The organism is Oxalicibacterium faecigallinarum, assembly GCF_014635705.1.
Classification (GTDB): Bacteria; Pseudomonadota; Gammaproteobacteria; order Burkholderiales; family Burkholderiaceae_D; genus Oxalicibacterium; species Oxalicibacterium faecigallinarum.
Genome location: NZ_BMDI01000001.1, coordinates 376,409 through 401,505, shown reverse-complemented (window position 1 = coordinate 401,505; position 25,097 = coordinate 376,409). Strand labels below are relative to the sequence as shown.

At 54.8% G+C, this 25,097-nt stretch carries 29 protein-coding genes and 1 tRNA gene; 26 read left to right on the top strand and 4 right to left on the bottom strand.

From position 1 onward, the window contains the following. Positions 1-46: 46 nt before the first annotated feature. Complete coding sequence (locus IEV29_RS01960; RefSeq protein ID WP_229726164.1) at positions 47-334, bottom strand: hypothetical protein; 288 nt, start codon at positions 332-334, stop codon at positions 47-49. A gap of 22 nt (positions 335-356) precedes the next feature. Between IEV29_RS01960 and IEV29_RS01955 the strand changes: the two genes are divergently transcribed. From IEV29_RS01955 to IEV29_RS01915, 9 genes are all read left to right on the top strand, one after another. Then, positions 357-767 (top strand): helix-turn-helix domain-containing protein, encoded by a 411-nt coding sequence (locus IEV29_RS01955; RefSeq protein ID WP_188379588.1) that lies wholly within the window; start codon positions 357-359, stop codon positions 765-767. Positions 768-1,046: 279 nt separating this feature from the next. Then, the gene (locus tag IEV29_RS01950; protein WP_188379587.1) at positions 1,047-1,418 is read left to right on the top strand and encodes a hypothetical protein; all 372 of its coding nucleotides are present in this window, start codon (positions 1,047-1,049) and stop codon (positions 1,416-1,418) included. A gap of 155 nt (positions 1,419-1,573) precedes the next feature. Continuing rightward, positions 1,574-1,903, top strand: a complete 330-nt coding sequence (locus tag IEV29_RS01945; protein WP_188379586.1) for a hypothetical protein — start codon at positions 1,574-1,576, stop codon at positions 1,901-1,903. Then, positions 1,903-2,052 (top strand): hypothetical protein, encoded by a 150-nt coding sequence (locus IEV29_RS01940; RefSeq protein ID WP_188379585.1) that lies wholly within the window; start codon positions 1,903-1,905, stop codon positions 2,050-2,052. Before IEV29_RS01945 ends, IEV29_RS01940 begins: the two co-directional genes overlap by 1 nt. Then, positions 2,049-2,207: a hypothetical protein gene (locus tag IEV29_RS01935; protein ID WP_188379584.1), complete on the top strand. Its 159-nt coding sequence runs from the start codon at positions 2,049-2,051 to the stop codon at positions 2,205-2,207. The genes IEV29_RS01940 and IEV29_RS01935 overlap by 4 nt, the downstream gene beginning before the upstream one ends. 169 nt (positions 2,208-2,376) lie before the next feature. After that, entirely contained in the window at positions 2,377-2,814 is a 438-nt protein-coding gene (locus IEV29_RS01930) for a hypothetical protein (protein WP_188379583.1), read from the top strand. Continuing rightward, positions 2,811-3,110 (top strand): hypothetical protein, encoded by a 300-nt coding sequence (locus IEV29_RS01925; RefSeq protein WP_188379582.1) that lies wholly within the window; start codon positions 2,811-2,813, stop codon positions 3,108-3,110. The genes IEV29_RS01930 and IEV29_RS01925 overlap by 4 nt, the downstream gene beginning before the upstream one ends. Continuing rightward, a complete protein-coding gene (locus tag IEV29_RS01920) occupies positions 3,104-3,385 on the top strand; it encodes a hypothetical protein (RefSeq protein ID WP_188379581.1) in 282 nt (93 codons plus the stop codon). The genes IEV29_RS01925 and IEV29_RS01920 overlap by 7 nt, the downstream gene beginning before the upstream one ends. A gap of 9 nt (positions 3,386-3,394) precedes the next feature. After that, entirely contained in the window at positions 3,395-3,883 is a 489-nt protein-coding gene (locus IEV29_RS01915) for a hypothetical protein (RefSeq protein WP_188379580.1), read from the top strand. On the opposite strand, the gene IEV29_RS01910 is transcribed toward IEV29_RS01915, so the two are convergent. Further along, the gene (locus IEV29_RS01910; protein WP_188379579.1) at positions 3,859-4,509 is read right to left on the bottom strand and encodes a hypothetical protein; all 651 of its coding nucleotides are present in this window, start codon (positions 4,507-4,509) and stop codon (positions 3,859-3,861) included. The genes IEV29_RS01915 and IEV29_RS01910 overlap by 25 nt on opposite strands. A gap of 38 nt (positions 4,510-4,547) precedes the next feature. Between IEV29_RS01910 and IEV29_RS01905 the strand changes: the two genes are divergently transcribed. Together IEV29_RS01905 and IEV29_RS01900 are read left to right on the top strand one after the other, a co-directional pair. Further along, positions 4,548-6,446 (top strand): ParB/RepB/Spo0J family partition protein, encoded by a 1,899-nt coding sequence (locus tag IEV29_RS01905; protein WP_188379578.1) that lies wholly within the window; start codon positions 4,548-4,550, stop codon positions 6,444-6,446. Between the two features lie 220 nt (positions 6,447-6,666). Next, on the top strand, positions 6,667-7,845 hold the full coding sequence (locus tag IEV29_RS01900; RefSeq protein WP_188379577.1) for a tyrosine-type recombinase/integrase: 1,179 nt from the start codon (positions 6,667-6,669) through the stop codon (positions 7,843-7,845). Positions 7,846-7,884: 39 nt separating this feature from the next. Here the strand turns inward: IEV29_RS01900 and IEV29_RS01895 are convergent. Further along, positions 7,885-7,961, bottom strand: a tRNA-Arg gene (locus IEV29_RS01895). 154 nt (positions 7,962-8,115) lie between these two features. Between IEV29_RS01895 and IEV29_RS01890 the strand changes: the two genes are divergently transcribed. From IEV29_RS01890 to IEV29_RS01840, 11 genes are all read left to right on the top strand, one after another. Next, complete coding sequence (locus IEV29_RS01890; protein WP_188379576.1) at positions 8,116-9,612, top strand: PAS domain-containing sensor histidine kinase; 1,497 nt, start codon at positions 8,116-8,118, stop codon at positions 9,610-9,612. A 120-nt stretch (positions 9,613-9,732) separates the two neighbouring features. Then, a complete protein-coding gene (locus IEV29_RS01885) occupies positions 9,733-10,380 on the top strand; it encodes a response regulator (protein WP_188379575.1) in 648 nt (215 codons plus the stop codon). Between the two features lie 157 nt (positions 10,381-10,537). Further along, complete coding sequence (locus IEV29_RS01880; protein WP_188379574.1) at positions 10,538-12,097, top strand: GGDEF domain-containing protein; 1,560 nt, start codon at positions 10,538-10,540, stop codon at positions 12,095-12,097. Positions 12,098-12,602: 505 nt separating this feature from the next. Beyond that, positions 12,603-13,790, top strand: a complete 1,188-nt coding sequence (locus IEV29_RS01875) for a flagellin (RefSeq protein WP_188379573.1) — start codon at positions 12,603-12,605, stop codon at positions 13,788-13,790. 78 nt (positions 13,791-13,868) lie between these two features. Then, positions 13,869-14,243, top strand: coding sequence for a flagellar protein FlaG (locus IEV29_RS01870; protein WP_188379572.1), 375 nt, complete (start codon positions 13,869-13,871; stop codon positions 14,241-14,243). A 99-nt stretch (positions 14,244-14,342) separates the two neighbouring features. After that, positions 14,343-16,361 carry a flagellar filament capping protein FliD gene (fliD, locus tag IEV29_RS01865; protein WP_229726160.1) on the top strand — a complete coding sequence of 673 codons (2,019 nt, stop codon included), beginning with the start codon at positions 14,343-14,345 and terminating at the stop codon, positions 16,359-16,361. Between the two features lie 25 nt (positions 16,362-16,386). Further along, positions 16,387-16,875, top strand: a complete 489-nt coding sequence (fliS, locus tag IEV29_RS01860; protein WP_188379571.1) for a flagellar export chaperone FliS — start codon at positions 16,387-16,389, stop codon at positions 16,873-16,875. Positions 16,876-16,878: 3 nt separating this feature from the next. Continuing rightward, the gene (locus IEV29_RS01855) at positions 16,879-17,217 is read left to right on the top strand and encodes a flagellar protein FliT (RefSeq protein ID WP_373464210.1); all 339 of its coding nucleotides are present in this window, start codon (positions 16,879-16,881) and stop codon (positions 17,215-17,217) included. A gap of 5 nt (positions 17,218-17,222) precedes the next feature. Then, positions 17,223-18,395 (top strand): flagellar hook-length control protein FliK, encoded by a 1,173-nt coding sequence (gene fliK / locus IEV29_RS01850; protein ID WP_188379570.1) that lies wholly within the window; start codon positions 17,223-17,225, stop codon positions 18,393-18,395. Between the two features lie 2 nt (positions 18,396-18,397). Continuing rightward, positions 18,398-18,682, top strand: coding sequence for an EscU/YscU/HrcU family type III secretion system export apparatus switch protein (locus IEV29_RS01845; RefSeq protein ID WP_188379569.1), 285 nt, complete (start codon positions 18,398-18,400; stop codon positions 18,680-18,682). A gap of 51 nt (positions 18,683-18,733) precedes the next feature. Then, positions 18,734-19,489: a flagellar brake protein gene (locus tag IEV29_RS01840; protein WP_188379568.1), complete on the top strand. Its 756-nt coding sequence runs from the start codon at positions 18,734-18,736 to the stop codon at positions 19,487-19,489. A gap of 80 nt (positions 19,490-19,569) precedes the next feature. Here the strand turns inward: IEV29_RS01840 and fliE are convergent, their stop codons facing one another. Then, positions 19,570-19,929, bottom strand: a complete 360-nt coding sequence (gene fliE / locus IEV29_RS01835; RefSeq protein WP_188379567.1) for a flagellar hook-basal body complex protein FliE — start codon at positions 19,927-19,929, stop codon at positions 19,570-19,572. A 287-nt stretch (positions 19,930-20,216) separates the two neighbouring features. On the opposite strand from fliE, the gene fliF reads away from it, so the two are divergent. Genes fliF through fliI form a run of 4 tightly spaced genes read left to right on the top strand, consistent with a single transcriptional unit; the run spans position 20,217 to position 25,089 of the window. Further along, positions 20,217-21,995: a flagellar basal-body MS-ring/collar protein FliF gene (gene fliF, locus IEV29_RS01830; protein WP_188379566.1), complete on the top strand. Its 1,779-nt coding sequence runs from the start codon at positions 20,217-20,219 to the stop codon at positions 21,993-21,995. Continuing rightward, the gene (gene fliG, locus IEV29_RS01825; protein ID WP_188379565.1) at positions 21,988-22,980 is read left to right on the top strand and encodes a flagellar motor switch protein FliG; all 993 of its coding nucleotides are present in this window, start codon (positions 21,988-21,990) and stop codon (positions 22,978-22,980) included. The genes fliF and fliG overlap by 8 nt, the downstream gene beginning before the upstream one ends. Continuing rightward, on the top strand, positions 22,973-23,662 hold the full coding sequence (locus IEV29_RS01820) for a flagellar assembly protein FliH (RefSeq protein ID WP_188379564.1): 690 nt from the start codon (positions 22,973-22,975) through the stop codon (positions 23,660-23,662). The genes fliG and IEV29_RS01820 overlap by 8 nt, the downstream gene beginning before the upstream one ends. Beyond that, a complete protein-coding gene (gene fliI, locus IEV29_RS01815; RefSeq protein WP_188379563.1) occupies positions 23,659-25,089 on the top strand; it encodes a flagellar protein export ATPase FliI in 1,431 nt (476 codons plus the stop codon). The genes IEV29_RS01820 and fliI overlap by 4 nt, the downstream gene beginning before the upstream one ends. The last annotated feature ends 8 nt before the right edge of the window (positions 25,090-25,097 follow it).

Genomic DNA, 25,097 nt, shown 5'->3' with positions numbered 1-25,097 from the left:
TCCTCTCGCCCACTACAAACGCGCAAGTTCAAATCACTCGCGAAAGCTACGGAGCCGCATCGTCTGTCTGAGAATGGTCATCGTCGGGAGCTTCGCCAGACGGCTGCTCGATGCCGAGCAAACTCGGCGACAAATGCTGGCGAGCAATCGCCGCCTGGACGCGATCAGTCAATCGACGATTCAGCACATCCGGCCATTGCGAATAAGCCTGCGGCCTGATTCCGATTGCTTCGGCTGCTGCTGTTGGCGTGCCACCGAGAAGAGAAGTTGCGACTGTTTTTTTCATGCCTCGGATTAAAGCATGCTTTAAATCAATAATCAACCATACTTTCATTGAATGTAAGTATTCTTTAATCATGGATACGCAATTCAGCACCCGCCTTGAGCAAGCTCTCAAGCACAGCGGTAAAGAACGACAAGAACTAGCCGCGGCTCTAGGTATCAGCGTGCAGGCTTTAAGCCATGTTTTCATTGGAAAGACGAAGGCACTTACTGCCGAGAACACAGCGAAAGCAGGACGCTTTCTTGGCGTGGATTTGTATTGGCTAGCCACAGGTGAAGGCAAACCAGATGGCAGTCAGCCTGTACCGCAAGTTAGCCAACGAACTGAGCCGTACAACGCGACAGCGACTACCGATGAGATCATCGAACTGATTGCCTTGTACCAGCAGGCCTCAGAACGTGGCCGCTCCAACATCCTTGACTTAGCCCGTAGCGCCGTCAAGCAGAACACGCTGCGCTGGCGCAGGGTTGCTAACGAGAGTTAGATGCACCCTCCGCGGCGTGTTCGACTTCGCTCGCAAGGCGGCGAACTCCAGCAGAATCATGCGATCCTCTGGATGCATACGTCTAAAAAGACCTACCAACTCCTCTTCTTGTCGCTGATGCATACAACTCCCCTTTGTTTAAACAAAGGGCGCGACCGGGCTGCTGACCGACGGTACTAAGGAGGAAGAAAGCGAGCGATCCCATGTATATGGGATGTTGAGTACAAGGTAGCCCTGATACAGTCCGAACCACTTATCAAACAAGGAATGTAAAACATCGTGAAACGCCGCGCGCTCATAGCCATCGTTGCAATCTCGCTACTTACCGGATGCACAGTTCCCGCCATGAACAAGGCAAAACTCAAGGAAGAACCCACATCCAGTTTTGTCAAAGACCGTAATTACAAAGTCCTCGCCAAGTATTGGGACGACAACGCCACCAAACAAACGATTGATTTCAAAGGCGCTAGCTTCATGACGATTTGGGAAAGTGATCAGATTGCTGAAATCACCATTGGAAATGGGCCTTACTACGGCATGATCGAATTGCGAGCCTTATCAGACACAAGCACGAAAGTGACGACATTCGAACGCGGCACACTTTCATCACGCATTCAGGAATGGGCCGACCTGATCAAGAACGCCCCATAAAACCAATCATATTCAAGAAAAAACCGCCCTCTGTGGCGGTTTTTTGTTGCCTGTTCGCACAATTTTAATTAAAGCATACTTGATTATATGGATTAAAGTATGCTTTAATCCGCTCCATCGCCAGCCCGATCTGGCTTAAACGATGGGAGCAGAACATGCCAACACCAGCAGAAAACTACGCCGACAAGCCGGTCGTGATCTACGGGCCAGCGGGTTGCGGTAAGACCACCCACAGTCGCGCCATTGCCGAAACGCTGGGCAAAGCCGGCATCATCGAAGATTGGAAGCGCGGCGATCGCCTGCACAACAACGCCATCCATCTGACCAGCGATGAGCGTTTGGCGCACACCGTCAGCCTGTACGAACTGGGCACCCATGTCCTGACCGCCCGCGTTTTCAAATTCCACGAGGCAATCCGTCTTGTGCAGACGTCTGCACTGGCAAAAGACACCCTGCCCGCCATCCTGAAGTACCAGGCGCACTGATGTTTGCCTTTACCGTCACCGTGCTAACGACGCAAGGCACATACCACTACGACGCGATCGCGCCAACCAGCTTCGACGCATGGGGCAACGCGTTTGATGTACACGAGCAGGTGCAAGGCATCCGCGTAACGACGCGAGGTGCTGCATGAGGCTTACTCCGCCGGTACTGCTCGCCCTCATGGGCGCCTGCGTCATTCCCGCGATCTTGCTTCTCTTGATCGTATTCCCCGAAACAACCATCAGCCGCGTCATCCTGACGCTGTGGCTTGTTCTGGCTGATGACATTCCAGGAGCAACGCAATGACTCGCTGTGATGATCAGCTTAAAAACAAGCGGCTACTGCACGACTTCGATGACGATGCTGTTTGCACTCGTTGTGGCTTTGATGGCGCTGAGTGGCACTACTGGAAGCACCATACATACGAAGGCAAAGCAAGTACGGAGCGCCAACCAGAATGCACGAGAGGTGCCAAATGAACGCAGCACTCAACTGGTTGCGTTGCCTGCTCACCGGCCACCGCTACGACAACCCAGTCATAGGCTGCCAGCATTCACGCTCGTACTGCGACTGCTGCGGCCGCGAACTCTTCAACCGCGCACCTTTGCCAGCCGAAATCGCGCCTACCCCTTCGGATAGTCATTTTACTGGGGGGGAGGGGCAAGCCAAGGAGGGGTGGGAGGGCGAAAACCAACAGCCGATGGACGCGGCTGACGCCGCGCACATCGTAAAGGCAATCAACAGTGGTCGCATGGCGACCACTACAAGCGCCGCTATCGCGTCGCAACGCAACAGCCTTGATTGTGCAGACGCATGTGGCCAGTACACCTTTGTCACTGGCTCCAAGGACTTTCTATCGAAGGACGTCGGCGATCGCCGCTTCTGGATTGTTCCCAAAGGAGCCGGCGCATGAGACACCACGTCCAACATATCCCATCAAAGCTGGCCATCCACGAATTGTCCGCGCTGGTCTGCCGGCAGAACCTGATGGCCGTCGACCCTGCGCACCGTGTGCCGGACCTGCTTCCGGACACCACAGAGGATCTGGCAGCAACGCTGCAAGAGATGCGCAACAACGGCTACATCGTTGGCGAAGTGATGCGTCACACACCATCGCGCAAGATCTCGCATATCGAATGGCACGTGCCAGTGGCCAAAGGTGGCTGGTCCGGCGTACTGGCCTTTTTCGTCGAGGTGCAAGCATGCTGAAGCGCCGCACCGTCACCGTAAATCTGTCCATCGTCACCTTGCGTGATCGACTGCTGCAGATCCTGATCGCCATCACCGGCGCCCTGGCCATCATGCTCATCACCAGCCCGCATGCCGACGTCGTACGTGTTGGCTTCATCATCGGCCTGCTTGGCCAGCCCTGCTGGCTCTACTGCACGTTCAAGGCTCGCCAGTGGGGCATGTTCGGCCTGACGCTGGTCTTTACCTATTCCTACCTGCGCGGGCTGTTCCCTGCCCTGCCTGGTCTTTTCTGAAAGCACATCATGGCATCCAAGAAACGAACCAAACGCTATACGCCACGCCGCGCGCACACGACTGGCAATGCCAACCGTATCTTCCAGCTGCTCGGCCGCGTTGAGGATCAGAAGCTGCTCGATCCGATGGACATGACAGATCTTGGCATCGCGTACTGGGCAGCGTTCCACCAGATGCTGCACGGCCAGGCGCGTGAGGAGGACTGGACGATGGTCACGGTCGCACTCAACACCGCCTTGATTCTGTGCGAGCAAGGCTTTGGCGCTGACTGGGTAGACACGATCAACGTGGCGCTCGAAGGCGCGTGGCGCTCGAAACTACGCGCCGACGGACTGGGTGTGTGGCGCTACGACGGCAACGCGATCTGCGCCATCCGTGAAGCGCTGGAGATGCACGATCTACAGGTCGAGCATGCCAACAAAGGCGAGATCCGCGCAGCGTTTGATGAAGTCAGACGCCGTGCGGTTGCTGGTCATGTGTTTGCGGAGGCAGCGTGATCATCCTCCAAAAAAACATATTTCTCCATCGCATCATCGAAAGATTGTTTGATATCCGCCAGGTCTTTGGCGCACGTCAACAACCATTCTTGATCCTCTCTAAGCGAATCACGAATGGTCCCAGTATCTTCCGTATTCTTGACGCGCTGAGAATGTATTTCCAATTCTCTAGCGAAACTGCGAACGCCGCTATAAAACCGAATGATCTGCACGCGGATTTCATCGTTGGGAATCGACAATACCACCTCATGAACGGCGTCAAAGACGTACACATTATGGTGCTCGTTATAGACCGTCAGCTTGTTACTTGCATATTGGCTTGCAATGTCCGCTGCAATGTTTTTCACACCTTCAAAAGCCAACGTCATTTCAGAACGCAAGCCTTTCAGTACTCGATCTTGGTGAATTCTAATTTCATCAATGCGCTGTTGACGCAAATCCTTGCGTTGCTTATCAGCAATAAAAATCGCAACTCCAATCGCAGCTATCGAGCCAAGCGCCTGCACCCATGCGGGCGCTTCCGCTCTGGTAACGCCAAACGCAAGACCAAGCATGTAGATGATCCAGAGAATGCAAAGCGAACCAACGATCCATCGCATCGCAAGAGTAAAGCTGTCGTTTCTCATTCTGTTTTATCCCCCATTTTTCGCGAAGGAATCCTAGCATGAACGCTATTGTAGAACCCGCATTCGGCGTTGTTGACCTGTCACTCGTCCGAGAGTCCCATACCAACCCCCGGCAACGTTTTGACCCTATCAAGCTGCAGGAGCTGTCAGACAGCATCAAGACAAAAGGACTCTGCCAGCCGATCCTGGTGCGCCCACATCCAGATCCAGAAAACCATCCGCAGTGCGTCGAGATCATCTCCGGCGCTCGACGCTACCGAGCATCGCAGATGGCTGGCCTGCAGTCGATCTATGTGATGGTCAAAGACATGGGCGACGAGGACGTGATCGAGCTGCAGCTGATCGAGAACATCCAGCGCGAGGACGTGCATCCGATCGAGGAGGCCGAAGGCTATGACCGCCTGATGAAGCAGTTCCACCACACTGCCGACCAGATCGCCAAGAGCGTCAGCAAGAGCCGCACGTACATCTACAACACAATCAAGCTGCTCGCGCTGCCACAGGCGGCACGTGAAGCCTGTCTCGATGGCAAGCTGGATGTATCGACTGCACAGCTGATCGCCCGCATGCCGATCGCGGCACTGCAGATCCAGGCAATGGAAGAGATCATGGACGGTGACGATGGAAAGCCGATGTCGTACCGTGAAGCCAAATCATGGCTCAAGAATCGCTACACGCTGGACTTGAGCGGTGTCGTTTTTCCTTTGATGGATGCCACCTTGGTACCAAGCGCAGGTAGCTGCTCGGAGTGTGTTAAGTGCACGTCTAATCAACCAGAACTGTACGCCGACATGGCCGGTGCAGACATCTGCACAGATCCGGACTGCCTTGATTCAAAAACGCGGACTTATCATCTTCGCACCTTGGAGGAGGCTGAAGAGAAAGGCCTGCCGGTGATGGAACCACGCGAACTGGACAAGGAACAGTTTGCAACGCGCAATACACCTTTCCAGAACTTTTCACGCAGTAACGGCAAATGGGGACCGATTGGTGAGCAGATCGCAGCAGAGAATCTGCCCGAACCTGTAGGCTACCTGCGCGTGGACGATCGCGCAGTGCCTTACTACGAGAAAACAGCCGTCCAACTGGCGCTTGAGAAAGCCGGCCTGTGCGACTCCATCGAGAAACACAACGCGCAGATCCAGGACAAACTTAAGAATCCAGTGCGACCACCAACCGAATCTCAACTTAGAGGTGCTAAGCAGAGCGAACTGAAGGAAGCTGCAGCTAATCTGGAATCGAGAATCCGCGTTGCTGCATATCGCAAGGTACGCGAAGAATGCATCCAGGAAGAAGGCCTTTCGATATCGATGCTGCGTGCGCTAGTAAAGCACATGCATCGCGGTGACTACTACCTACCAACAAGCGATCTGCCTGATGTGTATCCGTTTGCCGATAAATTCGGCACCAGCTTTCTGGAGGCATTCGAAAGCTTTGTAGATGAAGCCTCTGCAGCAGAGATTGAAGCGATCCTAATGGACATGCTCGTAGACGCCAGTAACTATCTGGTCGTCATACCAGAAGACATTAACAACGATCTTGAACTAATGGCTGAAGATGAAGACTGCAAGAATGCAGCCTTATTCAATGAACTGATCAGTGCCGCACGCGTCGATGTCAATCAGATCCGCGCCGACTTTACCGAGCCGGACGTCCAAGAAGATTCCGAACCACCTGCGGCAGATTCTGCTCCACCAGGTGAAGTCGAGCCATCAGCACCACAGACCGCCACAACCGGCAAAGCCACTTATCACCACCCAGACGACACCACCCTCACCTGGTCAGGCAAAGGCCGTCAACCGAAGTGGCTGAAAGTGTTTCTCGACAGCGGCAAAACGATCGAGGATCTGGTCAAGGTGGAATCTGCCGTCGCCACAGCAGATACGACCAAACTGAAACCAGTGCCTGGCTGGCCATTCCCAAGAGCCAAGGATTGAGTATGGTCACGCCCCGCTGCTACAACACTGCCGAGGCCTTGCAGTACCTCGGCGTCAAACGCCGGTTCTTTGAAACACAGCTGCAGCCGCGACTGAGCGGCAAAGGCATCAAGTGTGGCACCAGTATTGTTTATGAAATCAAGGATCTCGACGCCGCATGGGAATCGTATAAGATTGCCGCTGGTGGCGAACGTCCTGAAGTAGAAGAAGGAGCAAGTTCATGGGACGAACCAAAACGGCCGGCATCCAAAGCACGGAAACCGGCTATGACGTTGACAAGATCCACAAAACTGTACGACTTCGCCAGCGCGGCTTCGAAAGTTTTGAAGCAGCCGAAAGCTGGCTAGTCAATGAAATGGATCGGATCAATCGAGAGAAGACGATTGGTCAACGTATCAGACGCACATTTGAAGAGGCGGCGGTGCACTACCTGCAGAAGTTTGCAGGCAAGGCATCGTTAGCGTCCGAGGTGTACCACCTCAAGGCAGTGATTCCGTATATCGGTGATCTGTTTATTGATCAGGTACACAACGAAACGCTTGAGCCATTCATCAAGGCGCGGCAGAAAGCTGGTCGCAAGAACAAGACCATCAATCTCTCACTGAGCATTGTTCGTCGGATATTGAATTTGGCCGCACGTGACTGGCGCGACAGCAACGGCTATACCTGGCTGACGACTGCCCCGCTGATCACCATGCTGCCATTGACCGATGCACGTCCACCAAGGCCGATCATGTGGCCGGAGCAGCGCAGGCTGTTGCCCGCCCTGCCCGATCATCTGGCCGAGATGGCGTTATTCGATCTCAATACCGGCGCGCGTGATGAGGTGATCTGCAATCTGCAATGGGACTGGGAGGTTCCGATAGCAGAACTCGGCATATCAGTCTTTGTGGTGCCGAGAAAGCACGTAAAAGGCGAGGAAGGTAAGAAGACCGATCGCGTCCTGGTCTGCAATACCGTGGCGCAATCGATTGTTGAGCGGCAACGTGGCAAGCACAAGACCCATGTCTTTGTGTACCGCAGGGAACGCACCAAGAATCACCATCAGCAACCGGCCATGCCGTATCGGCCGATCGAGGCAATGAATAACACTGCCTGGCAGAACGGTCGGACAAAGGCTGGCCTAGGTGATTTGCACGTGCATGACCTGCGTCACACGGTGGGATTGCGCTTGCGAGAAGCAGGCGTGGCCGAATCGACGATCTCTTCCATCTTTTGGCATAGCAACAAGACGGTGACGGCGCATTACAGCATGGCCCAAATCGTCGAAATCTTCGAGGCATTAGAGAAGATCAAGGATGAAACAAACCGCTGGAACATCAGTCTGGCCAGCTTGATCAGCCAGGCAGCGGAAAAACGAGTCACCCAAAAGTCACCCACACAAAGAAAAACGGGTTAGCACTTGTGGCGCTAACCCGTTGATCTTACTACTATGTTTTGGTGCGGCTGGCAGGAATCGAACCCACGACCCCTTGGTTCGTAGCCAAGTACTCTATCCAGCTGAGCTACAGCCGCGAAAAACAAAATTATAGCACCAGAGAAAATGATTTGGGAAGCCTATTTCCATTCTTTTTATCAATTAACTTAAAAATATCCCTATGACACTCAACATTCGTTTCACCAAGAGGCTTGGGAGGCAAAAGGCACTGTGCTAAAGTCAAAGCCATCGATGACGCACAGCCAGCGGCAATCATTAAGTTACACGGAAGGACGCATCATTAATCAGATACATGCCGAATGGCTGCCCACCATCCTCAACGGTTCACTTAGCGAAATCTATGTCGTCAATTGCGACACCTTGCGGTTTGAATACATTAATCCGGCAGCCATCAACAATCTGCAGTACGACATCACGGAACTCCAGACGATGTCGCCGACATGTATCGCTCCGACCACCGATCCTGCCGTTTACCAGACATGGCTTGAAGCTTTGCGTGAAGGACGTGCCGCGCCTTTGCTGATAAAACAATTACACACACGAAAGGACGGCTCCAGCTATCCGATTGAATGTCAGTTGTTTTATCTGTCGTCCAGTTCTGGCCCGGTCGTGATCGCGATTGGTGAAGATGTGAGTCTGCGCGATCAGTCCGGCAAGGCGCTGCGCGAAAGCGAATCCCGGCTGAATGCCATGGTATCGAACATGCCGGGCTTGGTTTATCAATGCCGGCTGGATGACAGCGGGTATTTTTCCTTCCCTTATCTCAGCGAAGGCTGTGAAGCACTACTTGGCATGAGCCCCGAAGTTTTGCATGCCACGCCGCATTTGTTTCTCAATCTGATTCTGGCTGAGGATCGTCAATCCTATCTGGACACGATGCAGGCATCGTTTACCACCCTGACGACGTGGAACTGGGAAGGCCGCATCTGGATTCAGGAATGGAATGACATCAAGTGGATCAATCTGCGCGCCACACCACGCGCATTGGACAACGGCGCGGTGCAATGGGAAGGCTTGATGACCAACATCACCACCAGCCGACTGGAGCAGGAAGAAATTACCCGCTCGCGCGCGCAATTGGCAGAACTGTCTGATCACATCACCAACGTCAAGGAAAAGGAGCGCACACGCATCTCGCGCGAAATCCATGATGATCTTGGCGGCAACCTGACAGCCATCAAGATGGCACTGACATTATTGACACGTCGCCTGCCACCGGACGAGAAATCGCTGATGGAAAAAGCCGACTACGTTGATCAGCTTGTCGACCGCACCATTGAAACCGTACACCGGATCGCCGGTGATCTGCGCCCGGGCGTGCTGGATTTCGGTCTCATTGCGGCAATCGAATGGCAATCCAAGGAGTTTGAAAAGCAATCCGGCCTGCCCTGCCTGTTCAGCTCCAACATAACGGATATTGATCTGGAGATCGACCACGCAACCGCACTCTTCCGCATCTTTCAGGAGGCGCTGACCAATATCGCCAAACACGCCAGAGCCAGCCGAGTGGAAGTCGAACTGACGCACACCGAAGCCTATGTGCGTCTGGTCATTACTGACAATGGCCGTGGCATCCAGACCATTGATCAAGAAAAATCAAAATCGTTTGGCATACGCGGCATGGTCGAGCGTTCCATTGCGCTCGGCGGGAGTCTGTCGGTCAGTACGGCGCCCAAAGGAGGCACGATCGTTGCGATCAATGTACCGTTACGCGTCACGGCAAGCTGATTGGCCCATTGTTTTCATTGCCATAAAATCACCTGATCCGTTACTCTTGTCCTATTCAAACTGCGGTTATCCGTCACAATCCATCGTACGCATCGCGACCATCGTCTTTACAGCAAGCCAATGACCAGCAAGAACACCATCCGCGTCCTGATTGCCGATGATCATGCGATCGTGCGAGAGGGATTGAAGCAAATTCTCGCCGATACCAAGGATATTGTCGTTGCAGGACACGCCGAGAATGGCAATGAAGCCATTCGTCTGTCACGCGATGACATCTGCGATGTCTTGCTACTCGATATTTCCATGCCGGATCGCAGCGGAATTGATGTCCTCAAGCAGGTTCGCAAGGAGTCGCCCAAGCTTGCCGTTCTCATGTTGTCCATGCATCGCGAAGACCAATACGCGATCCGCTCACTCAAGGCTGGCGCAGCTGGCTACCTGAATAAGCAAAGCGCGCCGGCAGAACTGGTGAACGCCATTCGGCAGGTTGCTGGCGGTCGCAAATACGTCAGTGCAGCACTGGCGCAGGAACTGGCGAATCAGGTTGGCGATGACTACGACGTTCCGCTGCACGAAACGTTGTCCGACCGCGAATACCAGACATTGGTGATGATCGCCTCCGGCAAGACCGTTAGCGACATCGCTACGGAGCTGGTGCTGTCGGTGAAGACCATCAGCATGTACCGCTCGCGCTTGTTGCAAAAAATGAAACTTCGCCACAATGCCGAACTGACGCATTACGCGATCAAGAATCACCTGGTCGACTGAGCTTCACGAGCGACAGCACAACGCTCCCTCCGACAGCATACATGCGGCAAATTGACAACATTTTGCCCGTCTGATTTCCACATAGCATGTCTTTGATTGGCATATGATGGCGTCACAAGCCGTGCATCGGTGATCCCATCCAAGCGTGCGTGCAGTCATGCCAGACAAATCAGACCTTTCCAACCAGAATCCCGTCGACATTGCGCGGGAAGCATTTCGCCAGCTGGCCATCCGCAAAATTGCACCAACGCCGGACGCCTATAAAAATGTCTACGATGAAATTGCCGGTTATGTTCAGGAACCAACGCCTGAACAGGTCCTCGGCGAATTTGCACGCAGCCTGCTCAATGCGCCAGACGGCACGGCCACCATTGGCGCGGCCTTACAGCAAGCCGCTGCCGCGCCTTACTGGCCGGATTACGGCAAGGCACTGACACAGCTGGTTGACCATTTACGTGCACAAAGCGCACGCAACTCTGCCACGCCATCCGCAACGTCCTTGCTTGACGATGATCCGCAGTCGTTACTGCTGCGCGATCTGCTCACGCGCACACTCACACTCGCCGTCGCTTCGCTCTTGCAAGGCGTGCCGGCGCTGGCACAGGAAGCAGATACGCTTGGCCGCTCCATCAAGGATGCGCATAGCGAACAGGCGCTCAACGAGGTATCGGCCCAGCTCAAGCAATTGTGCTTCAAGATCGAGCTGAAAAGCGGCGATATGGCCGAGCAGCACGAAATGCTGATGCGTCTTTTCAAACTGCTGCTGGAAAACGTCACCGAATTGCTTGATGACGACTCCTGGATGCGTGGACAGATTGCCGCCGTGCAGTCTTTGCTGGATGGCCCGATCGACGACATCGCACTGCGTGAAATCATGCGCAGCCTGAAGGATGTCATCTACAAGCAAAGCGCACTCAAGGAAAGCCTGACCGAGGCCAAGGACTCCGTCAAACAGATGATGGAAGCCTTTATCGGCAGTCTGGGTGACATTGCCAGCACCACGGACAACTATCAGAAGAAGATCGATCAATACGCACGCCAGCTTGAAACTACGGCCGATCCGGGAGCCGTCAGCAAGATTCTCGACGAGGTGATGAAAGAAACACGCATCACGCATACGGAAGCCTTGCGCTCACGCGCCACGATTCTCGCTGCGCGCAAGAGTGTGGAAGAGGCAGAAGCCCGCATCCATGCCATGGAAAACAAACTGCAACAGATGAGCGAACTCGTACGAGAAGATCAACTGACAGGCAGCCTGAATCGACGTGGCCTGGAGGATGTCTTTGAGCGCGAGATTGCACGCGCCAATCGCAAAGGCATTCCGCTCTGCATCGCCATGCTGGATCTGGATGATTTCAAGAAAATCAATGACAAATACGGCCACTCGGCTGGCGATGAAGCCTTGATTCACCTAGTGCGCGTCATTAAACATACGCTGCGTACCATGGATGTGATCGCGCGATTCGGCGGTGAGGAATTCCTGATCGTCTTACCGGAAACCGAGCTGGATGAAGCCGTGCAAACCGTCACACGCGTGCAGCGCGAACTGACCAAGCAAATCTTTATGCACAACCACACACGTCTGCTGATGACCTTTAGTGCCGGCGTTGCGCAGCGGCGCGAGGACGAAGACCAGCAAAGCCTGGTAAAACGAGCCGACATTGCACTCTATGCTGCAAAAAAGGCAGGCAAAAACCGGGTCGTGCCTGCCGCCTAGACTGCAGCCCTTTACCCTACAAGATATTTGGCTGAGGCGATCGCCACGGACCTCGTTCCGTGGCTTTTTACATCGGCATCAGCCAATCCATATTTATTTATTCGCAACAAAACTTCTGCCTCGCCCTTTCGACCTGCCAACTTCGGTCCGAAGCTGGCTGTGATTTCGTAGAAATACAACACCGATACTCCCCCGCCTGCAATCAGCAAAAGCGATGCCCCAATCGACAGCTTTCAGGAAATATTTAGGGTGAATTGTGAAATTTATTGTGCAAAAACTGTACAGAATTTCTTAAAGATTTTCCGGGAGGCAACCGTCAAAGAACTTATCTGGCTGCAGTGATGCGAGCGAGACCTGAAAAAAATTAGTTTCACCCCGACGCTAAACTTTTTCAGGAACCGTCCGATAAAACTTTCAAAGGCGCTGTGATTGCAAGGTAATTAGGCACGCAGGCATCGGAAGACTCGGTCAGACCTCTAATCGGACTACTCACAGGAGAAACACCATGGCATCAGTCATCAACACCAACATGCCGTCGCTGAATGCACAACGCAACCTCACGACGTCCCAGAATTCGCTCGCTACGTCGTTGCAACGTCTGTCTTCCGGTCTGCGTATCAACAGCGCAAAAGATGACGCAGCAGGCCTGGCAATTTCCGAACGCTTCACGACCCAGATCCGTGGTCTGAACCAAGCTGTTCGTAACGCAAACGACGGTATCTCGCTGGCACAAACGGCAGAAGGCGCGATGTCCGAAATCGGTAACAACCTGCAACGTATCCGTGAACTGGCGGTTCAGTCGGCCAACGCGACCAACTCGCAATCCGACCGTGACGCATTGAATGCTGAAGTTAAACAGCTGACAGCAGAAATCGACCGTGTTGCAAGCAACACCAACTTCAACGGCACCAAACTGCTCGACGGTTCGTTTGCTGGCGCATTGTTCCAGGTGGGTGCAGATGCAGGCCAAACAATTTCGGTCGACACCATCGCCAATACACAAACTAGCGCAATCGGTAAAGCTTTCTTTGCTGAAACGCAAGAGTCTACGGCGGCCATTGCAACAGGCACTGCGACTGCATCAGGTTCGTATGCTGATATGGAAATCAATGGCACCACGATCGATTCAATCGATATTGAAGTTGGCGATACTGGAACTGACGTTGCTAAGAAACTCGTCGGCGCTATCAATTCAAAGCTTGATCAAACCGGAGTGTATGCTTCGATTGACGATACGGGCAAACTGAAACTGGAATCCGTTAAAGCAGATAAGAATTTCGAGTTCACTGCAGGCGCAATTGACGGTGGTACTGGCATTACTTTTGCAGAAGCTGGCATCTCCACCACGGAAGTCGAAGCAACTGCCAGCGATGCAACATTCTTGTCTAGTGTTGACATCACTTCAGTCGCCGGTTCGCAGAAAGCACTGGAAATTATCGATAAAGCATTGACCACTGTCAGCACCTCGCGTGCAGACATGGGTGCGATCCAGAACCGTTTTGCTTCGGTGGTGACCAACCTGCAAACCAGCTCGGAAAACCTGACCGCATCGCGTAGCCGCATTCAGGATACCGACTTTGCTGCAGAAACGGCTAACCTGACCCGTGGTCAGATCCTGCAACAAGCAGGTACCGCCATGCTGGCACAAGCGAACTCGCTGCCAAACGGCGTCCTCGCTCTGCTGCAAGGCTAATCACGGTAAGTCAGTGATCTGAAGTAATCCCCGACGGCAGAAAATGGCGTCGGGGATTTGTCACAACAGGGGAATATCATGGATATTGGTCAAATCGGTTCGGCAGCCAGAGCAGCCAGCTGGGCAGACACACAGAGTGTTGCTCACGTCGGCACACCCAAAGCCGCAGCAAAAGCCGTCTCGCCAGTCATTACAGAAACCGCTGTTCAGGAACCGGATGCGACAGCAGCACAAATGCCTGTCGGTGAAGCGCTGCAAAGCATCAACAACGCCTTGCAATCCATGTCTTCCAACCTGCAGTTTTCGGTCGATCAGGAAAGCCAGCGCACGATCGTCAAGGTTGTCGATCAGGAAACGAAAGAAGTGATCCGGCAGATGCCAACCGAAGAAGCGCTTGAGATTTCCAAGGCATTGGATAAATTGCAAGGGCTGCTGATCAAATCGCAAGCCTGACAAGTCAAAAAATAAAGAGGTAAATCCCCCTCTTACCTTCGTCTCGCCTTGAACGGCACTCCTTTATATTGTGTGCAGTACTCATAGCAGGAGAAGCACGTGGCCTCCATTACATCATCAACCGGCCTTGGCTCGGGCCTAGAGATTGATAGCATCATCAGCCAACTCATGGCGGTCGAGCAAAAGCCGCTGGCTGCGCTCGCAAAGAAGGAAGCATCCTACCAGGCCAAGCTGTCTGCCTATGGCACACTCAACAGTGCTGTCAGCAGTTTTCAATCCGCCATGGCGACGCTGGGCAAGGCGTCTACATTTGAAGCATTAAAGACCAGTGTGGCCGATCCGTTGATCTACACGGCAAAATCGGCAACCAACGCCATTCCTGGTACGTATCAGGTCAATGTCACCCAACTCGCGCAAGCCCAGACGCTGGCAACCTCCGGTCAAACCAGCAAGACTGCCTCGATTGGCAGCGGTACCGCCACGACCATCTCGTTCCAGTTCGGCTCCATTACCGGTGGCACGTTGACCAATGGTGTGTATTCGGGAGCGACGTTTACGCAAGATGCTGAACAGGCCACCGGGTCCATCACGATCAATAGCTCCAATAATTCGCTGCAAGGTATTCGTGACGCTATCAATGCCGCCAATATGGGCGTCACCGCGACACTGGTCTCTGACGGTAGTGCGACACCAGATCGCCTCGTACTGACCTCGACCAAGACGGGCGAAAGTTCAAGCATGAAGATCACCGTCGAAGGTGATTCTGCCTTGCAGAATCTGCTTGAATACGATCCAACCGGCACGCAAAATCTGACGCAGCAAAGTGCAGCACAGGACACCAAGCTGACCGTCAATGGACTGGAAATCAGCAGCAAGACCAACAGCGTATCGGAAGCCATTCAAGGCGTCACACTGGATGTGCTGAAAGTTGGCAGCAGCAGCATGAATATCACGAGAGACACCTCGGCTGTTGAAACCGGCGTCAACAATTTCGTCAAGGCGTACAACGAACTCAACACCGTTTTGTCTGGCTTGATGGGCTATAACGCGACCACGCAGACGGCGGGCGCACTGAATGGCGATTCGACCGCACGTTCCATCCAGGAGCAAGTCCGCAAAATGCTGACCAGCTCGCTGGATGGTTTGAGCAACACGTCGATGTCACTCTCGAAAATCGGCGTCGCATTCCAGAAAGATGGTTCGCTCGCCGTGGATTCGGGCAAGCTCAACAAAGCCATGACCGACAATTACGGCGATATTGCCAGCCTGTTTGCGACCGTTGGCAAGGCGACCGACAGTCTGGTCAATTTTACGAATTCCAGCAATGCAACCAAGGCTGGCAGCTACGCAATCAATGTCACCAGAATGGCGACGCAGGCATCGCTGACCGGCACCGTCAACCTGAACGCTGGCAATACGACCATTACGCCGAACACGGCAATCAGCGTGATGCTCGATGGCGTCACGTCCAAAGTCTATTTGACTGAAGGCTCGTACAACGCCAAGCAACTGGCAGCCATGGTGCAATCGGCCATCAACGGAACGGCAGCCTTCAAGACCGCCGATGCCAAAGTCACTGCGACGATCGATGACAACGGCAATCTGAAGCTCGTATCGGACCGCTATGGTTCCGCCTCCAAAATCACTGTAAACAACTCTGGCGGTACCTCGGTTGCCTCGTTCCTTGGCACCTCCCGGACGGGCACCGAAGGCGTCGATGTTGCGGGCACGATCGGTGGCCTGTCAGCGACCGGTTCCGGTCAATTCCTGACCGGTGTATCGGGCGACGTCGGTGGACTGAAACTGGAAATCGTTGGTGGCACCACTGGCTCACGGGGCACCATCGACTTCTCGCAAGGTTTTGCGGACCGGCTCAACAAACTGGCCAGCAGTTTCATTGGAACAGACGGCAAGATATCGGCCCTGCGCGATGGATTGAATGCGTCCATCAAGGACCTGACCAAGCGCTATGACGCGATGGAAGCTCGTCTTACCGATATTGAGGCGCGCTATCGCAAACAGTTCTCGGCACTGGATGTCATGATCGCCAGTATGCAATCGACCGGTGATTTTTTAACGCAGCAACTCGAACAAATCAAAGCGAACAGCAAAAGCTAACGCTTAGGATCTTAGGAGAAGTCCGATGTTTGGAACCATGAAAAGCGGTGCCAATGCCTATGCCAAGATCGGCATGGAAACCGGTGTCATTGCTGCCAATCCGCACAAACTGATTGTCATGCTGTTTGAAGGCGCCCAAGTCGCGCTGAACAACGCTTTGCAGCACATGCAAGCAGGCAATATCCCTGAAAAGGGTAAAGCCATTACCAAGGCCATCATGATCATCGATAACGGCTTGCGCGCCAGTCTCGACAAATCCGTCGGAGGACAGATCGCAACCAATCTTGATGCCTTGTACGAATACATGAGCAACCGTTTGCTGGTCGCCAATCTGAATAACCAAGCAGAGACTATTCAGGAAGTCCTTGCCCTGCTCAATGACATCAAGAGCGCGTGGGATGAAATTGCGCCACAGCCGGATGCGCAAACGCCTGTTCCTGCTGCACCTCAACATTCGGCCGCGTCGTCCTACGATGCACTTGCCCCTCACATGCCACGCCTAATGAAAGCCTGATTGATGATGAACGAACAAGAAGTCATTTATCTGTATGAAAACGTCGCCAGCATCACGACCGAGATGCTCGCTGCTGCACGCGAGGGAGACTGGGATCGGCTGGTCGCGCTGGAAACACGCTGTTCGGATCAGGTCAGCATGCTCAAAACCGGCGAGCCACCATTGGCACTGACAGGCGCCTCGCGCGAACGCAAGGTAGAGATCATCAAGAAAATTCTGGCAGACGACCGGGAAATCCGGAACATCACGCAGCCATGGATGGAAAAGCTGTCGCTCTTGATCAACAGCACCGGTGCCGAACGCAAGCTCAATCACGCTTACGGCATCAGTCACTCAGGCTGAGCTAAATGCTTCCCCGGGCCGACATTACAGGAACCCGGCCCGTTGTCCTGATCGAGGCCAGCGTACCGGCCTCGACCATTGGGCAGCCGCGACAGGAGACACTGGAGCGGTTGCTGCAACTGACGCTTGGCAAAGAATATCAGGCGCAAGTGCTGGCGCGTCTGACGGACGGCAATTTTCTGGTCAAGGTCGACACTGCTGCCGCCAGCATGAAACTGCCGCCCGGCATCAAGACCGGTGATACGCTTGATCTCACGCTACTGGCAACGGAACCGCGCCCGACTTTTTTGCTGGGAAAATCCGAACCTGGCGCGATGACCTCGCTTAGCACGGCAGGACGTCTGATCGACACCATGCTGCAAATGGCCCGACAGGACGGCAATAATCCTGCCGTCATGGCACGTAGTCCGCTCCTGCCGGCGGCGACGGCCGCCACACTCCCCACCACGCCACAAATTGCGACGCAAATTGCAGGTGCCATGCAGCAGGCCGTGGCCTCAAGCGGCTTGTTTTACGAATCGCACGTCGCCCAATGGGCTGCGGGCAATCGCCCCCTCAGCGAGCTGTCACGCGAACCCGCGATCAAACGCACTTCCAGCGTCACCTCCGGCATGGCTGTTGCCATCACAACCGCCGCACCTGAAGAGATGCCAGACAACGAATTGCAGCGTCTTGTCAGCAACGTCAGGGAATGGGTTGGCGGCGAACGCCAGCTCAGCGATGTACTGCGCCACGCGCCACTGCGGCACATGACAACCCAGGATGCCATCGAGCCGCTGATGGCGCGCGCCGGGCAAACGCACGAGAGCACAATCGTCGAGCATGCACGCTTGCTCAATCAACAGCTCGACACGCTGGAACAACGGCGCTTCCTTTGGCAAGGCGAACTCTTTCCCGGACAAGCCATGGAATGGGAAATTGCCGATGACACGCCGAAAGGCAAGCCGGACGAGCCTGCCGAGCAACCTGTCTGGAATAGCACCGTGCGCTTTTCCATGCCAAGCCTCGGCGCGATTTCCGCCACGATCCGGCTGACGGGTGATCATGTACAGTTACATATCACGGCAGCCGATGACGAGACGGCACAAACGCTACGCGAACATGGCCCGCAACTTGCCTCTGCACTGGATGCAGCAGGTACAAAGCTCGATACGCTTCTGGTCAAGAAGGAGCACTGAGCGTGGATCAGCCCAAACCGCCAGCCAGTGCCGTCGCCCTTGCCTATCAAACCGGCGATACAGCACCACGTGTCGTGGCACAGGGACGTGGCCTGATTGCAGAGGAAATCATTGCGCGTGCCAAGGAGCATGGCGTCGCAATTCATGAATCCAAGGAGCTGGTCGCCCTGCTGATGCAGGTCGATCTGGATGATCACATTCCGCCGGCGTTGTATCGCGCTGTTGCCGAGCTTTTGGCGTGGTTGTATCGCGTCGAAGCCGCCAAACAGGGCAACAGCCATGTATGATGGCGGATTGGATGGGCGTTTTTCCCCGCTCCATCAGTTAAGTACAGAACAATGACTGCAGCCAGTAATTACGAAGACGAAGATCTAGACCAGTTTCGGGTGACCTCGCGCCGCGAGATTATTGCCCTGTTGCGTAACATCGGGGAACGCAATCAACTGGTGCGCATGGTTCTCAACCATGGTGCCGACACAATCGTCACCTCCATCCTCGAAGTCGATGACGATCACGGCACCATGCTGCTCGATTGCGCACCAACCGAATTCATGAACCAGCGCGTCCTCGAAAGCAAAAAGCTGTCTTTCGAAACCATGCTGGATAGCATTCGTATCCTGTTTGCCTCGTCAGAGGCAGAAAGCTGCATTCACGAAGGCTTGCCCGCATTCATCGTACCGCTACCTGATTACATGATCCGTCTGCAGCGTCGCGAGTATTACCGTGTGCCGACGCCTGTCACCAATCCTGTTTTATGCACGATTCCGGTCAAAACCGAATCCGAACCCATGCCGGTTGTGACAACACTGCACAATATCAGCGGTGGCGGGATTGCCATCATGGATGAGAAGAAACTGATCGACACCACCTTTGGCCGCATTTACGACAACTGTCGCATCGACCTGCCATCCGGCCCGATCACGATGACTTTGCAGGTTCGCAATATGCTGGAGCTGTCTCTGCCTAATGGACGCAGCACCAACCGGATTGGTTGTCAGTTCATCAATCCTTCCAACGCGGCACTGGGAGCAATCCAAAAGTACATCACCAAGCTGGAGCGAGACCGTAATGCTCGCGCCACCGGTCTGGGATAAAAAAACGGCATCGAAAGATGCCGTTTTTGTTTTTATCGGGTTGCAGGCGTCTGTTCCATGCAACACCAGATTGATACGCCTTATACCTGCATATTCATCATTTCCTGATACGCCGAGACCACTTTATTACGGACTTGCAACGTTGCCTGGAACGAGATACTCGCTTTCTGCATCGAAATCATCACGTCGGACAGATTCACACTGTCATCACCCATCGTAAAGCGCTGCCCCAAGGCATCGGCACTGGATTGCGCACTCGCAACGTTATCCAGTGACGCCTTCAGCGCCTTGGAAAAATCCACCTTTGTCGCAGCTTGCCCCGCAGCAGACGTCGCACTGGCCACGCCTGCGCCGGCGGCTGGCTGAGCGCGCGCTGCGGCAGCCTTCAACTGGGCAACCATGGCATCTATTGCACTGGAATCAATTCCACTGACTTTCATCATTTCTCTCCAACGTGTTTCAGGCGCACTATAATCGGCTTCAAATCGTCACTTCGACCCGCCCGTTTCGCCTGTAGCAGACGCCTCTGCGGCATTCCTGAGTACACCGATACGTTATCACCTGCCCGAATTTGAAACGGTCGGATAAGCCACCAAAACCATGCTCTATTCCAACGATTGAAATTTGCAGGAAGACTGACAATCACGCTACGGAAAAAAGTTTACATAGCGGGATTCCAGATGAATATTCGATGCATAGTTGAAGATCGCCGTACAGGAGCACAATCATGGCTGTAGTCGTAGCAGGAGAAGGCACACTGACACCCGGTACAACAGAGCCGGCCGCCACCAGTGCCAGAAACTCCTTTATGGACATGACCCGTTCGCCGAACGGTCGTCGCATCATGCTGATGGTCGGTGCCGCAGCAGTCATCGCCGTCATGGCAGGACTCGTCATGTGGAGCCAGAAACCTGACTACCGCGTCCTGTTCTCCAATTTCTCGGATCGGGATGGCGGTGCCATCGTGGCGTCGCTGCAGCAAGCCAATGTGCCCTACAAGTTTGCAGAAGGCGGCAGCGCGATTCTGGTTCCCGCGGACCGCGTACATGATCTGCGCCTGAAACTGGCTGCCGAAGGCCTGCCCAAAGGTGGCAATGTCGGCTTCGAACTGATGGAAAACCAGAAGCTCGGCATTTCCCAATTTCTTGAGCAGGTCAATTTCCAGCGCGCGCTGGAAGGTGAGTTGGCACGTTCAATCCAGGCGGTCGGCTCCGTGCAATCGGCACGTATCCATCTGGCCATGCCAAAACAAACCGTGTTTGTGCGTGACCAGCAAAAGCCAACCGCTTCTGTCCTGTTGACACTCTATCCTGGCCGTTCGCTGGACCAGCAACAGGTCAGCGCGATCGTCCATCTGGTCGCCAGCAGCGTGCCGGACATGCCGCCGAAGAATGTCACCATTGTTGATCAGGCCGGCAACTTGCTGTCCGAAAACAACAGCAAGCCTGCTGGAGCCAACACGCTCGATCCATCGCAATTGAAGTATGTGCAGGAACTGCAACAAAGCATTGCACGTCGGGTGGAGTCCATCATCACACCGATCGTTGGCGCCAATAACGTCCGTGCCGAAGCAACAGCAGACGTTGACTTCTCGACCAGCGAACAAGCTGCGGAAATCTATAAACCCAACCAGTTGCCCAATAGCGCCACCGTACGCAGCATGCAAAGCAGCGAGTCGAACAATGGCGCCGGCGCGAATGCAACCGGCGTGCCCGGCGCACTGACCAATCAGCCGGCAGCCAATGCAACCGCACCACTCAATACCACACCGCAGGCGCCAGCGCTCAATCCGGATGGCACGCCCAATCCTGCCGCAACGGGCGCGCAAACAGCAACGGCCGGCGCTGGCGGAGCAGCCGGTGCGACAGCTGCGGGATCGACGCCTACACAACGCGATGTCACGACCAACTATGAAGTCGACAAGACCGTCCGTTATGTACAACAGCCGATGGGCGGTCTGAAGCGTCTGTCCGTGGCCGTCGTCGTCAATTACAAACGAAGTGTGGACAAGGATGGCAAAACCACCTTCGTACCGCTGTCCGACGTCGAAAAGAACCAGATCAACGATCTGGTCAAGGAAGCCATGGGTTACAACCGTGATCGCGGCGATACACTCAATGTGGTCAACAGCCCGTTTGCCGGCATGAACAATCCGGAAGCTGAACCGCTGCCACTGTGGGAACGTCCTGAAATCATCGATATGGCTATCCAGGCCGCCAAGTATCTGGCTCTCGCGATCGTTCTGTTCATCATGTATCGCAAAATCCTGAGCCCGATGCTGCAAAAGCTGTCACCTGAACAGCCATTGGCTCTGACGAACGAAGCCGGCGTGCCCATCACCGGTGGTAGCCATGCCAACGACGTACAGGATCTTGAAACGGAAGTCAGGCCGATGGGTGTGTCACAACATACTTATCAGCAGAATCTGGAAGCCGCCAAGGAACTGGCCCGCAAGGACCCGAAGGTCGTCGCCAATATTGTGAAAGCGTGGGTGGGAAATGAGTGACGGCGTACAAAAAGGAGCCATTCTGATGCTGGCTCTCGGTGCCGACGAAGCCGCAGAAGTCATGCGCTACCTTGGCCCGCGTGAAGTGCAGAAGCTGGGTGCCGCCATGTCGACCATGAAGGCGATCCAGAGCGAAGAGCTGGTTTCCGTGCTGGGAGAATTTCGTGCAGAAACGGAAAAAAATACCTCGCTCGGTCTGGATTCCGACGACTATATTCGCGACGTGCTGACCAAAGCCCTGGGGGACGACAAGGCAGCGTCTCTGCTCAATCGCATTCTGGGTGCACGTGACTCCAGCGGTATCGAAAGCCTCAAATGGATGGATGGCCAGTCCGTCGCGGATCTGGTGCGTAACGAACATCCACAGATCATCGCCACGGTTCTGGTTCACCTGGAACGCGATCATGCCAGCGAAGTGCTCGATCATTTCACCGAGCGTCTGCGTAACGATGTCGTGTTGCGCATTGCCACACTCGATGGCGTGCAGCCAGCAGCATTGCGCGAACTGAACGAAGTCCTGACCAAGCTGCTGACAGGTAACGAAAACCTGAAGAAAAAGCCGATGGGCGGCATTCGCGCTGCGGCCGAGATTCTCAACTTCTTCAGCGGCGAAAACGAGCTGTCGGTGATGAACAATCTCAAAAGCTACGATGCCGACATGGCACAACGCATCATGGATGAGATGTTTGTCTTCGATAACATCATGGATATCGAAGATCGCGGCATCCAGCTGCTGCTGCGCGAAGTGCAGTCCGAATCGCTGATCGTTGCATTGAAAGGTGCGACGCCTGAATTGCGTGAGAAGTTCTTCAAGAACATGTCGCAACGCGCGAGTGAAATGATGCGCGAAGATCTGGAATCGAAAGGCCCGGTCCGTCTTTCCGAAGTAGAGGCAAATCAGAAAGAAATTCTGCAGATCATTCGCCGCCTGGCAGATGAAGGTCAGCTGACACTCGGCGGAAACGCACAAGATGCTTATGTCTAACGTCATCCCAAAAGAGCAGCAATCGGCGTATCAGCGCTGGGAGATGGAGTCGTTCGGCGAAGACCGACGCGCCGCTTCTGAAAGTACCGCCGCCGCTGCCAGCAAAGCCAGCCAGCTGGCGTTGCAAAAGCAAATCGATCAGGCACGGGCACAAGCACATGCAGAAGGTCTGGCCGCGGGATTGAAGGAAGGACGTCAGACGGGCCTGGAAGAGGGCCGTCTTGCCGGTTTTGCTGAAGGTCGTGCCGCAGCAGAGGCCGAATGTCAGCAATTGAAGCAAATCGCCGAAGCATTCGGTACGGAAGTGGCGCAAGCCAACGAACTGATCGCAGCCGACATGCTGTCGCTCTCGCTCGATATTGCCAAAGCCATGCTGAAAACGGCGTTGCCCGTCAAGCCGGAGCTGATTGTGCCCGTCGTCCGCGAAGCCATTCACTATCTGCCGACCTTGCAGCAACCTGCACTGCTGCATGTCCATCCCGAAGATGCGGCCGTGCTGGCCAAGCACATGGGAGACGAACTGACCGCCGCCGGCTGGCGCGTCGTCGAAGACATGCATCAGGACCGCGGCGGCTGCCGTGTCGAGACCGCAACCAATCAAGTCGATGCCACCACATCGATGCGCTGGCAACGCATTGCCGCAGCCCTGGGCAAGGAACTGGACTGGCTGGATCGCGCATGAACACGCCTGCCCTTCCCGACTCGGACCAAGGCAACGTCCCGCATAGCGGACGCTGGCAAGCCTACCTGAACGATTGCCGCGCTCTGCTCGACATTGCAGAGCCGATGCAAGTCTCCGGCCGCATCACGCGCGTTGCCGGTCTGGTGATGGAAGCCGTGGGGATCAAACTCGCAGTCGGCAGCGCCTGTACGATTCCATTGCCGAATGGTTCGCGGATTGAAGCGGAAGTGGTCGGCTTTGCCGACGACAAACTGTTTCTCATGCCGCAAAGCGATGTGGAAGGCATTGTCCCCGGTGCGCGCGTCTATCCGGTTGAAATCATGCAGTCTCTGCCACGCCCGGGTGCCGTCACGCATCCACGCCGCCGTCCAAGCGATCGTGGTCGTCATTTGCCGGTTGGCGCAGAGTTGCTTGGGCGCGTACTGGATGGCGCAGGTCGCCCGCTCGATAGTCTGGGACCGCTCAATGCCGTCCACTCCTCCCCGCTCAATGTTCGTGCCGCCAATCCGCTCGGTCGCGCGCCCATCACCGATGTCCTTGATGTCGGTGTCCGCGCCATCAACAGCATGCTTACCGTTGGTCGGGGCCAGCGCATGGGCCTGTTTGCAGGTTCCGGTGTGGGTAAAAGTGTGCTGCTTGGCATGATGGCACGTTACACCACGGCGGATGTCATCGTCGTCGGCCTGATCGGTGAACGGGGGCGCGAGGTCAAGGAATTCATCGAACAGATTCTGGGACCGGAAGGTCTGGCACGCTCGGTCGTCGTCGCCGCACCGGCAGATACGCCGCCGTTGATGCGTCTGCAGGGCGCCGCGTATGCGACCACGATTGCCGAGCATTTCCGCGATGAAGGCAAGGATGTCTTGCTGATCATGGATTCGCTAACCCGTTACGCAATGGCACAACGTGAAATTGCACTGGCAATCGGCGAGCCACCAGCAACCAAGGGGTATCCGCCATCGGTTTTTGCCAAGCTGCCGGCACTGGTCGAGCGCGCCGGCAATGGCAAGGAAGGCGGCGGGTCGATCACCGCGTTTTACACTGTGCTGACTGAAGGTGACGACCAGCAAGATCCGATTGCCGATTCCGCACGCGCCATTCTGGATGGTCATATCGTTCTCAATCGCTCACTGGCAGAAGCCGGCCATTATCCAGCGATCGATATCGAACAATCGATCAGCCGTGCCATGCACAACATCACCTCCCCAGAACATCAGAAACAGACGCGAAAACTGAAACAACTGACGTCCCGCTATCAACGTAACCGTGATCTGATCAGCGTTGGCGCCTATAGTGCTGGTACCGACCCGGTACTGGATGAAGCCATCAAACTCAATCCAAAGATCGAGTCATTTTTGCAACAGGACATCACCGAACGCGCAGGCGTAAGCGAGAGTTTGGGGCAATTAACCGCTCTGTTCTCCTGATTGAATCG

What these genes read in the sequence shown, in the direction of transcription:
- IEV29_RS01885 (WP_188379575.1), top strand. Translation starts at nt 9,733, where the DNA reads ATGACCAGCAAGAACACCATCCGCGTCCTGATTGCCGATGATCATGCG.
- IEV29_RS01915 (WP_188379580.1), top strand. Translation starts at nt 3,395, where the DNA reads ATGGCATCCAAGAAACGAACCAAACGCTATACGCCACGCCGCGCGCAC.
- IEV29_RS01875 (WP_188379573.1), top strand. Translation starts at nt 12,603, where the DNA reads ATGGCATCAGTCATCAACACCAACATGCCGTCGCTGAATGCACAACGC.
- IEV29_RS01920 (WP_188379581.1), top strand. Translation starts at nt 3,104, where the DNA reads ATGCTGAAGCGCCGCACCGTCACCGTAAATCTGTCCATCGTCACCTTG.
- IEV29_RS01880 (WP_188379574.1), top strand. Translation starts at nt 10,538, where the DNA reads ATGCCAGACAAATCAGACCTTTCCAACCAGAATCCCGTCGACATTGCG.
- fliF (WP_188379566.1), top strand. Translation starts at nt 20,217, where the DNA reads ATGGCTGTAGTCGTAGCAGGAGAAGGCACACTGACACCCGGTACAACA.
- IEV29_RS01945 (WP_188379586.1), top strand. Translation starts at nt 1,574, where the DNA reads ATGCCAACACCAGCAGAAAACTACGCCGACAAGCCGGTCGTGATCTAC.
- fliI (WP_188379563.1), top strand. Translation starts at nt 23,659, where the DNA reads ATGAACACGCCTGCCCTTCCCGACTCGGACCAAGGCAACGTCCCGCAT.
- IEV29_RS01840 (WP_188379568.1), top strand. Translation starts at nt 18,734, where the DNA reads ATGACTGCAGCCAGTAATTACGAAGACGAAGATCTAGACCAGTTTCGG.
- IEV29_RS01890 (WP_188379576.1), top strand. Translation starts at nt 8,116, where the DNA reads ATGACGCACAGCCAGCGGCAATCATTAAGTTACACGGAAGGACGCATC.
- IEV29_RS01960 (WP_229726164.1), bottom strand. Translation starts at nt 334, where the DNA reads ATGAAAGTATGGTTGATTATTGATTTAAAGCATGCTTTAATCCGAGGC.
- IEV29_RS01955 (WP_188379588.1), top strand. Translation starts at nt 357, where the DNA reads ATGGATACGCAATTCAGCACCCGCCTTGAGCAAGCTCTCAAGCACAGC.
- IEV29_RS01820 (WP_188379564.1), top strand. Translation starts at nt 22,973, where the DNA reads ATGTCTAACGTCATCCCAAAAGAGCAGCAATCGGCGTATCAGCGCTGG.
- IEV29_RS01910 (WP_188379579.1), bottom strand. Translation starts at nt 4,509, where the DNA reads ATGAGAAACGACAGCTTTACTCTTGCGATGCGATGGATCGTTGGTTCG.
- IEV29_RS01900 (WP_188379577.1), top strand. Translation starts at nt 6,667, where the DNA reads ATGGGACGAACCAAAACGGCCGGCATCCAAAGCACGGAAACCGGCTAT.
- IEV29_RS01935 (WP_188379584.1), top strand. Translation starts at nt 2,049, where the DNA reads ATGAGGCTTACTCCGCCGGTACTGCTCGCCCTCATGGGCGCCTGCGTC.
- IEV29_RS01925 (WP_188379582.1), top strand. Translation starts at nt 2,811, where the DNA reads ATGAGACACCACGTCCAACATATCCCATCAAAGCTGGCCATCCACGAA.
- fliK (WP_188379570.1), top strand. Translation starts at nt 17,223, where the DNA reads ATGCTTCCCCGGGCCGACATTACAGGAACCCGGCCCGTTGTCCTGATC.
- IEV29_RS01870 (WP_188379572.1), top strand. Translation starts at nt 13,869, where the DNA reads ATGGATATTGGTCAAATCGGTTCGGCAGCCAGAGCAGCCAGCTGGGCA.
- IEV29_RS01905 (WP_188379578.1), top strand. Translation starts at nt 4,548, where the DNA reads ATGAACGCTATTGTAGAACCCGCATTCGGCGTTGTTGACCTGTCACTC.
- fliE (WP_188379567.1), bottom strand. Translation starts at nt 19,929, where the DNA reads ATGAAAGTCAGTGGAATTGATTCCAGTGCAATAGATGCCATGGTTGCC.
- fliS (WP_188379571.1), top strand. Translation starts at nt 16,387, where the DNA reads ATGTTTGGAACCATGAAAAGCGGTGCCAATGCCTATGCCAAGATCGGC.
- IEV29_RS01940 (WP_188379585.1), top strand. Translation starts at nt 1,903, where the DNA reads ATGTTTGCCTTTACCGTCACCGTGCTAACGACGCAAGGCACATACCAC.
- fliG (WP_188379565.1), top strand. Translation starts at nt 21,988, where the DNA reads ATGAGTGACGGCGTACAAAAAGGAGCCATTCTGATGCTGGCTCTCGGT.
- IEV29_RS01930 (WP_188379583.1), top strand. Translation starts at nt 2,377, where the DNA reads ATGAACGCAGCACTCAACTGGTTGCGTTGCCTGCTCACCGGCCACCGC.
- IEV29_RS01855 (WP_373464210.1), top strand. Translation starts at nt 16,879, where the DNA reads ATGATGAACGAACAAGAAGTCATTTATCTGTATGAAAACGTCGCCAGC.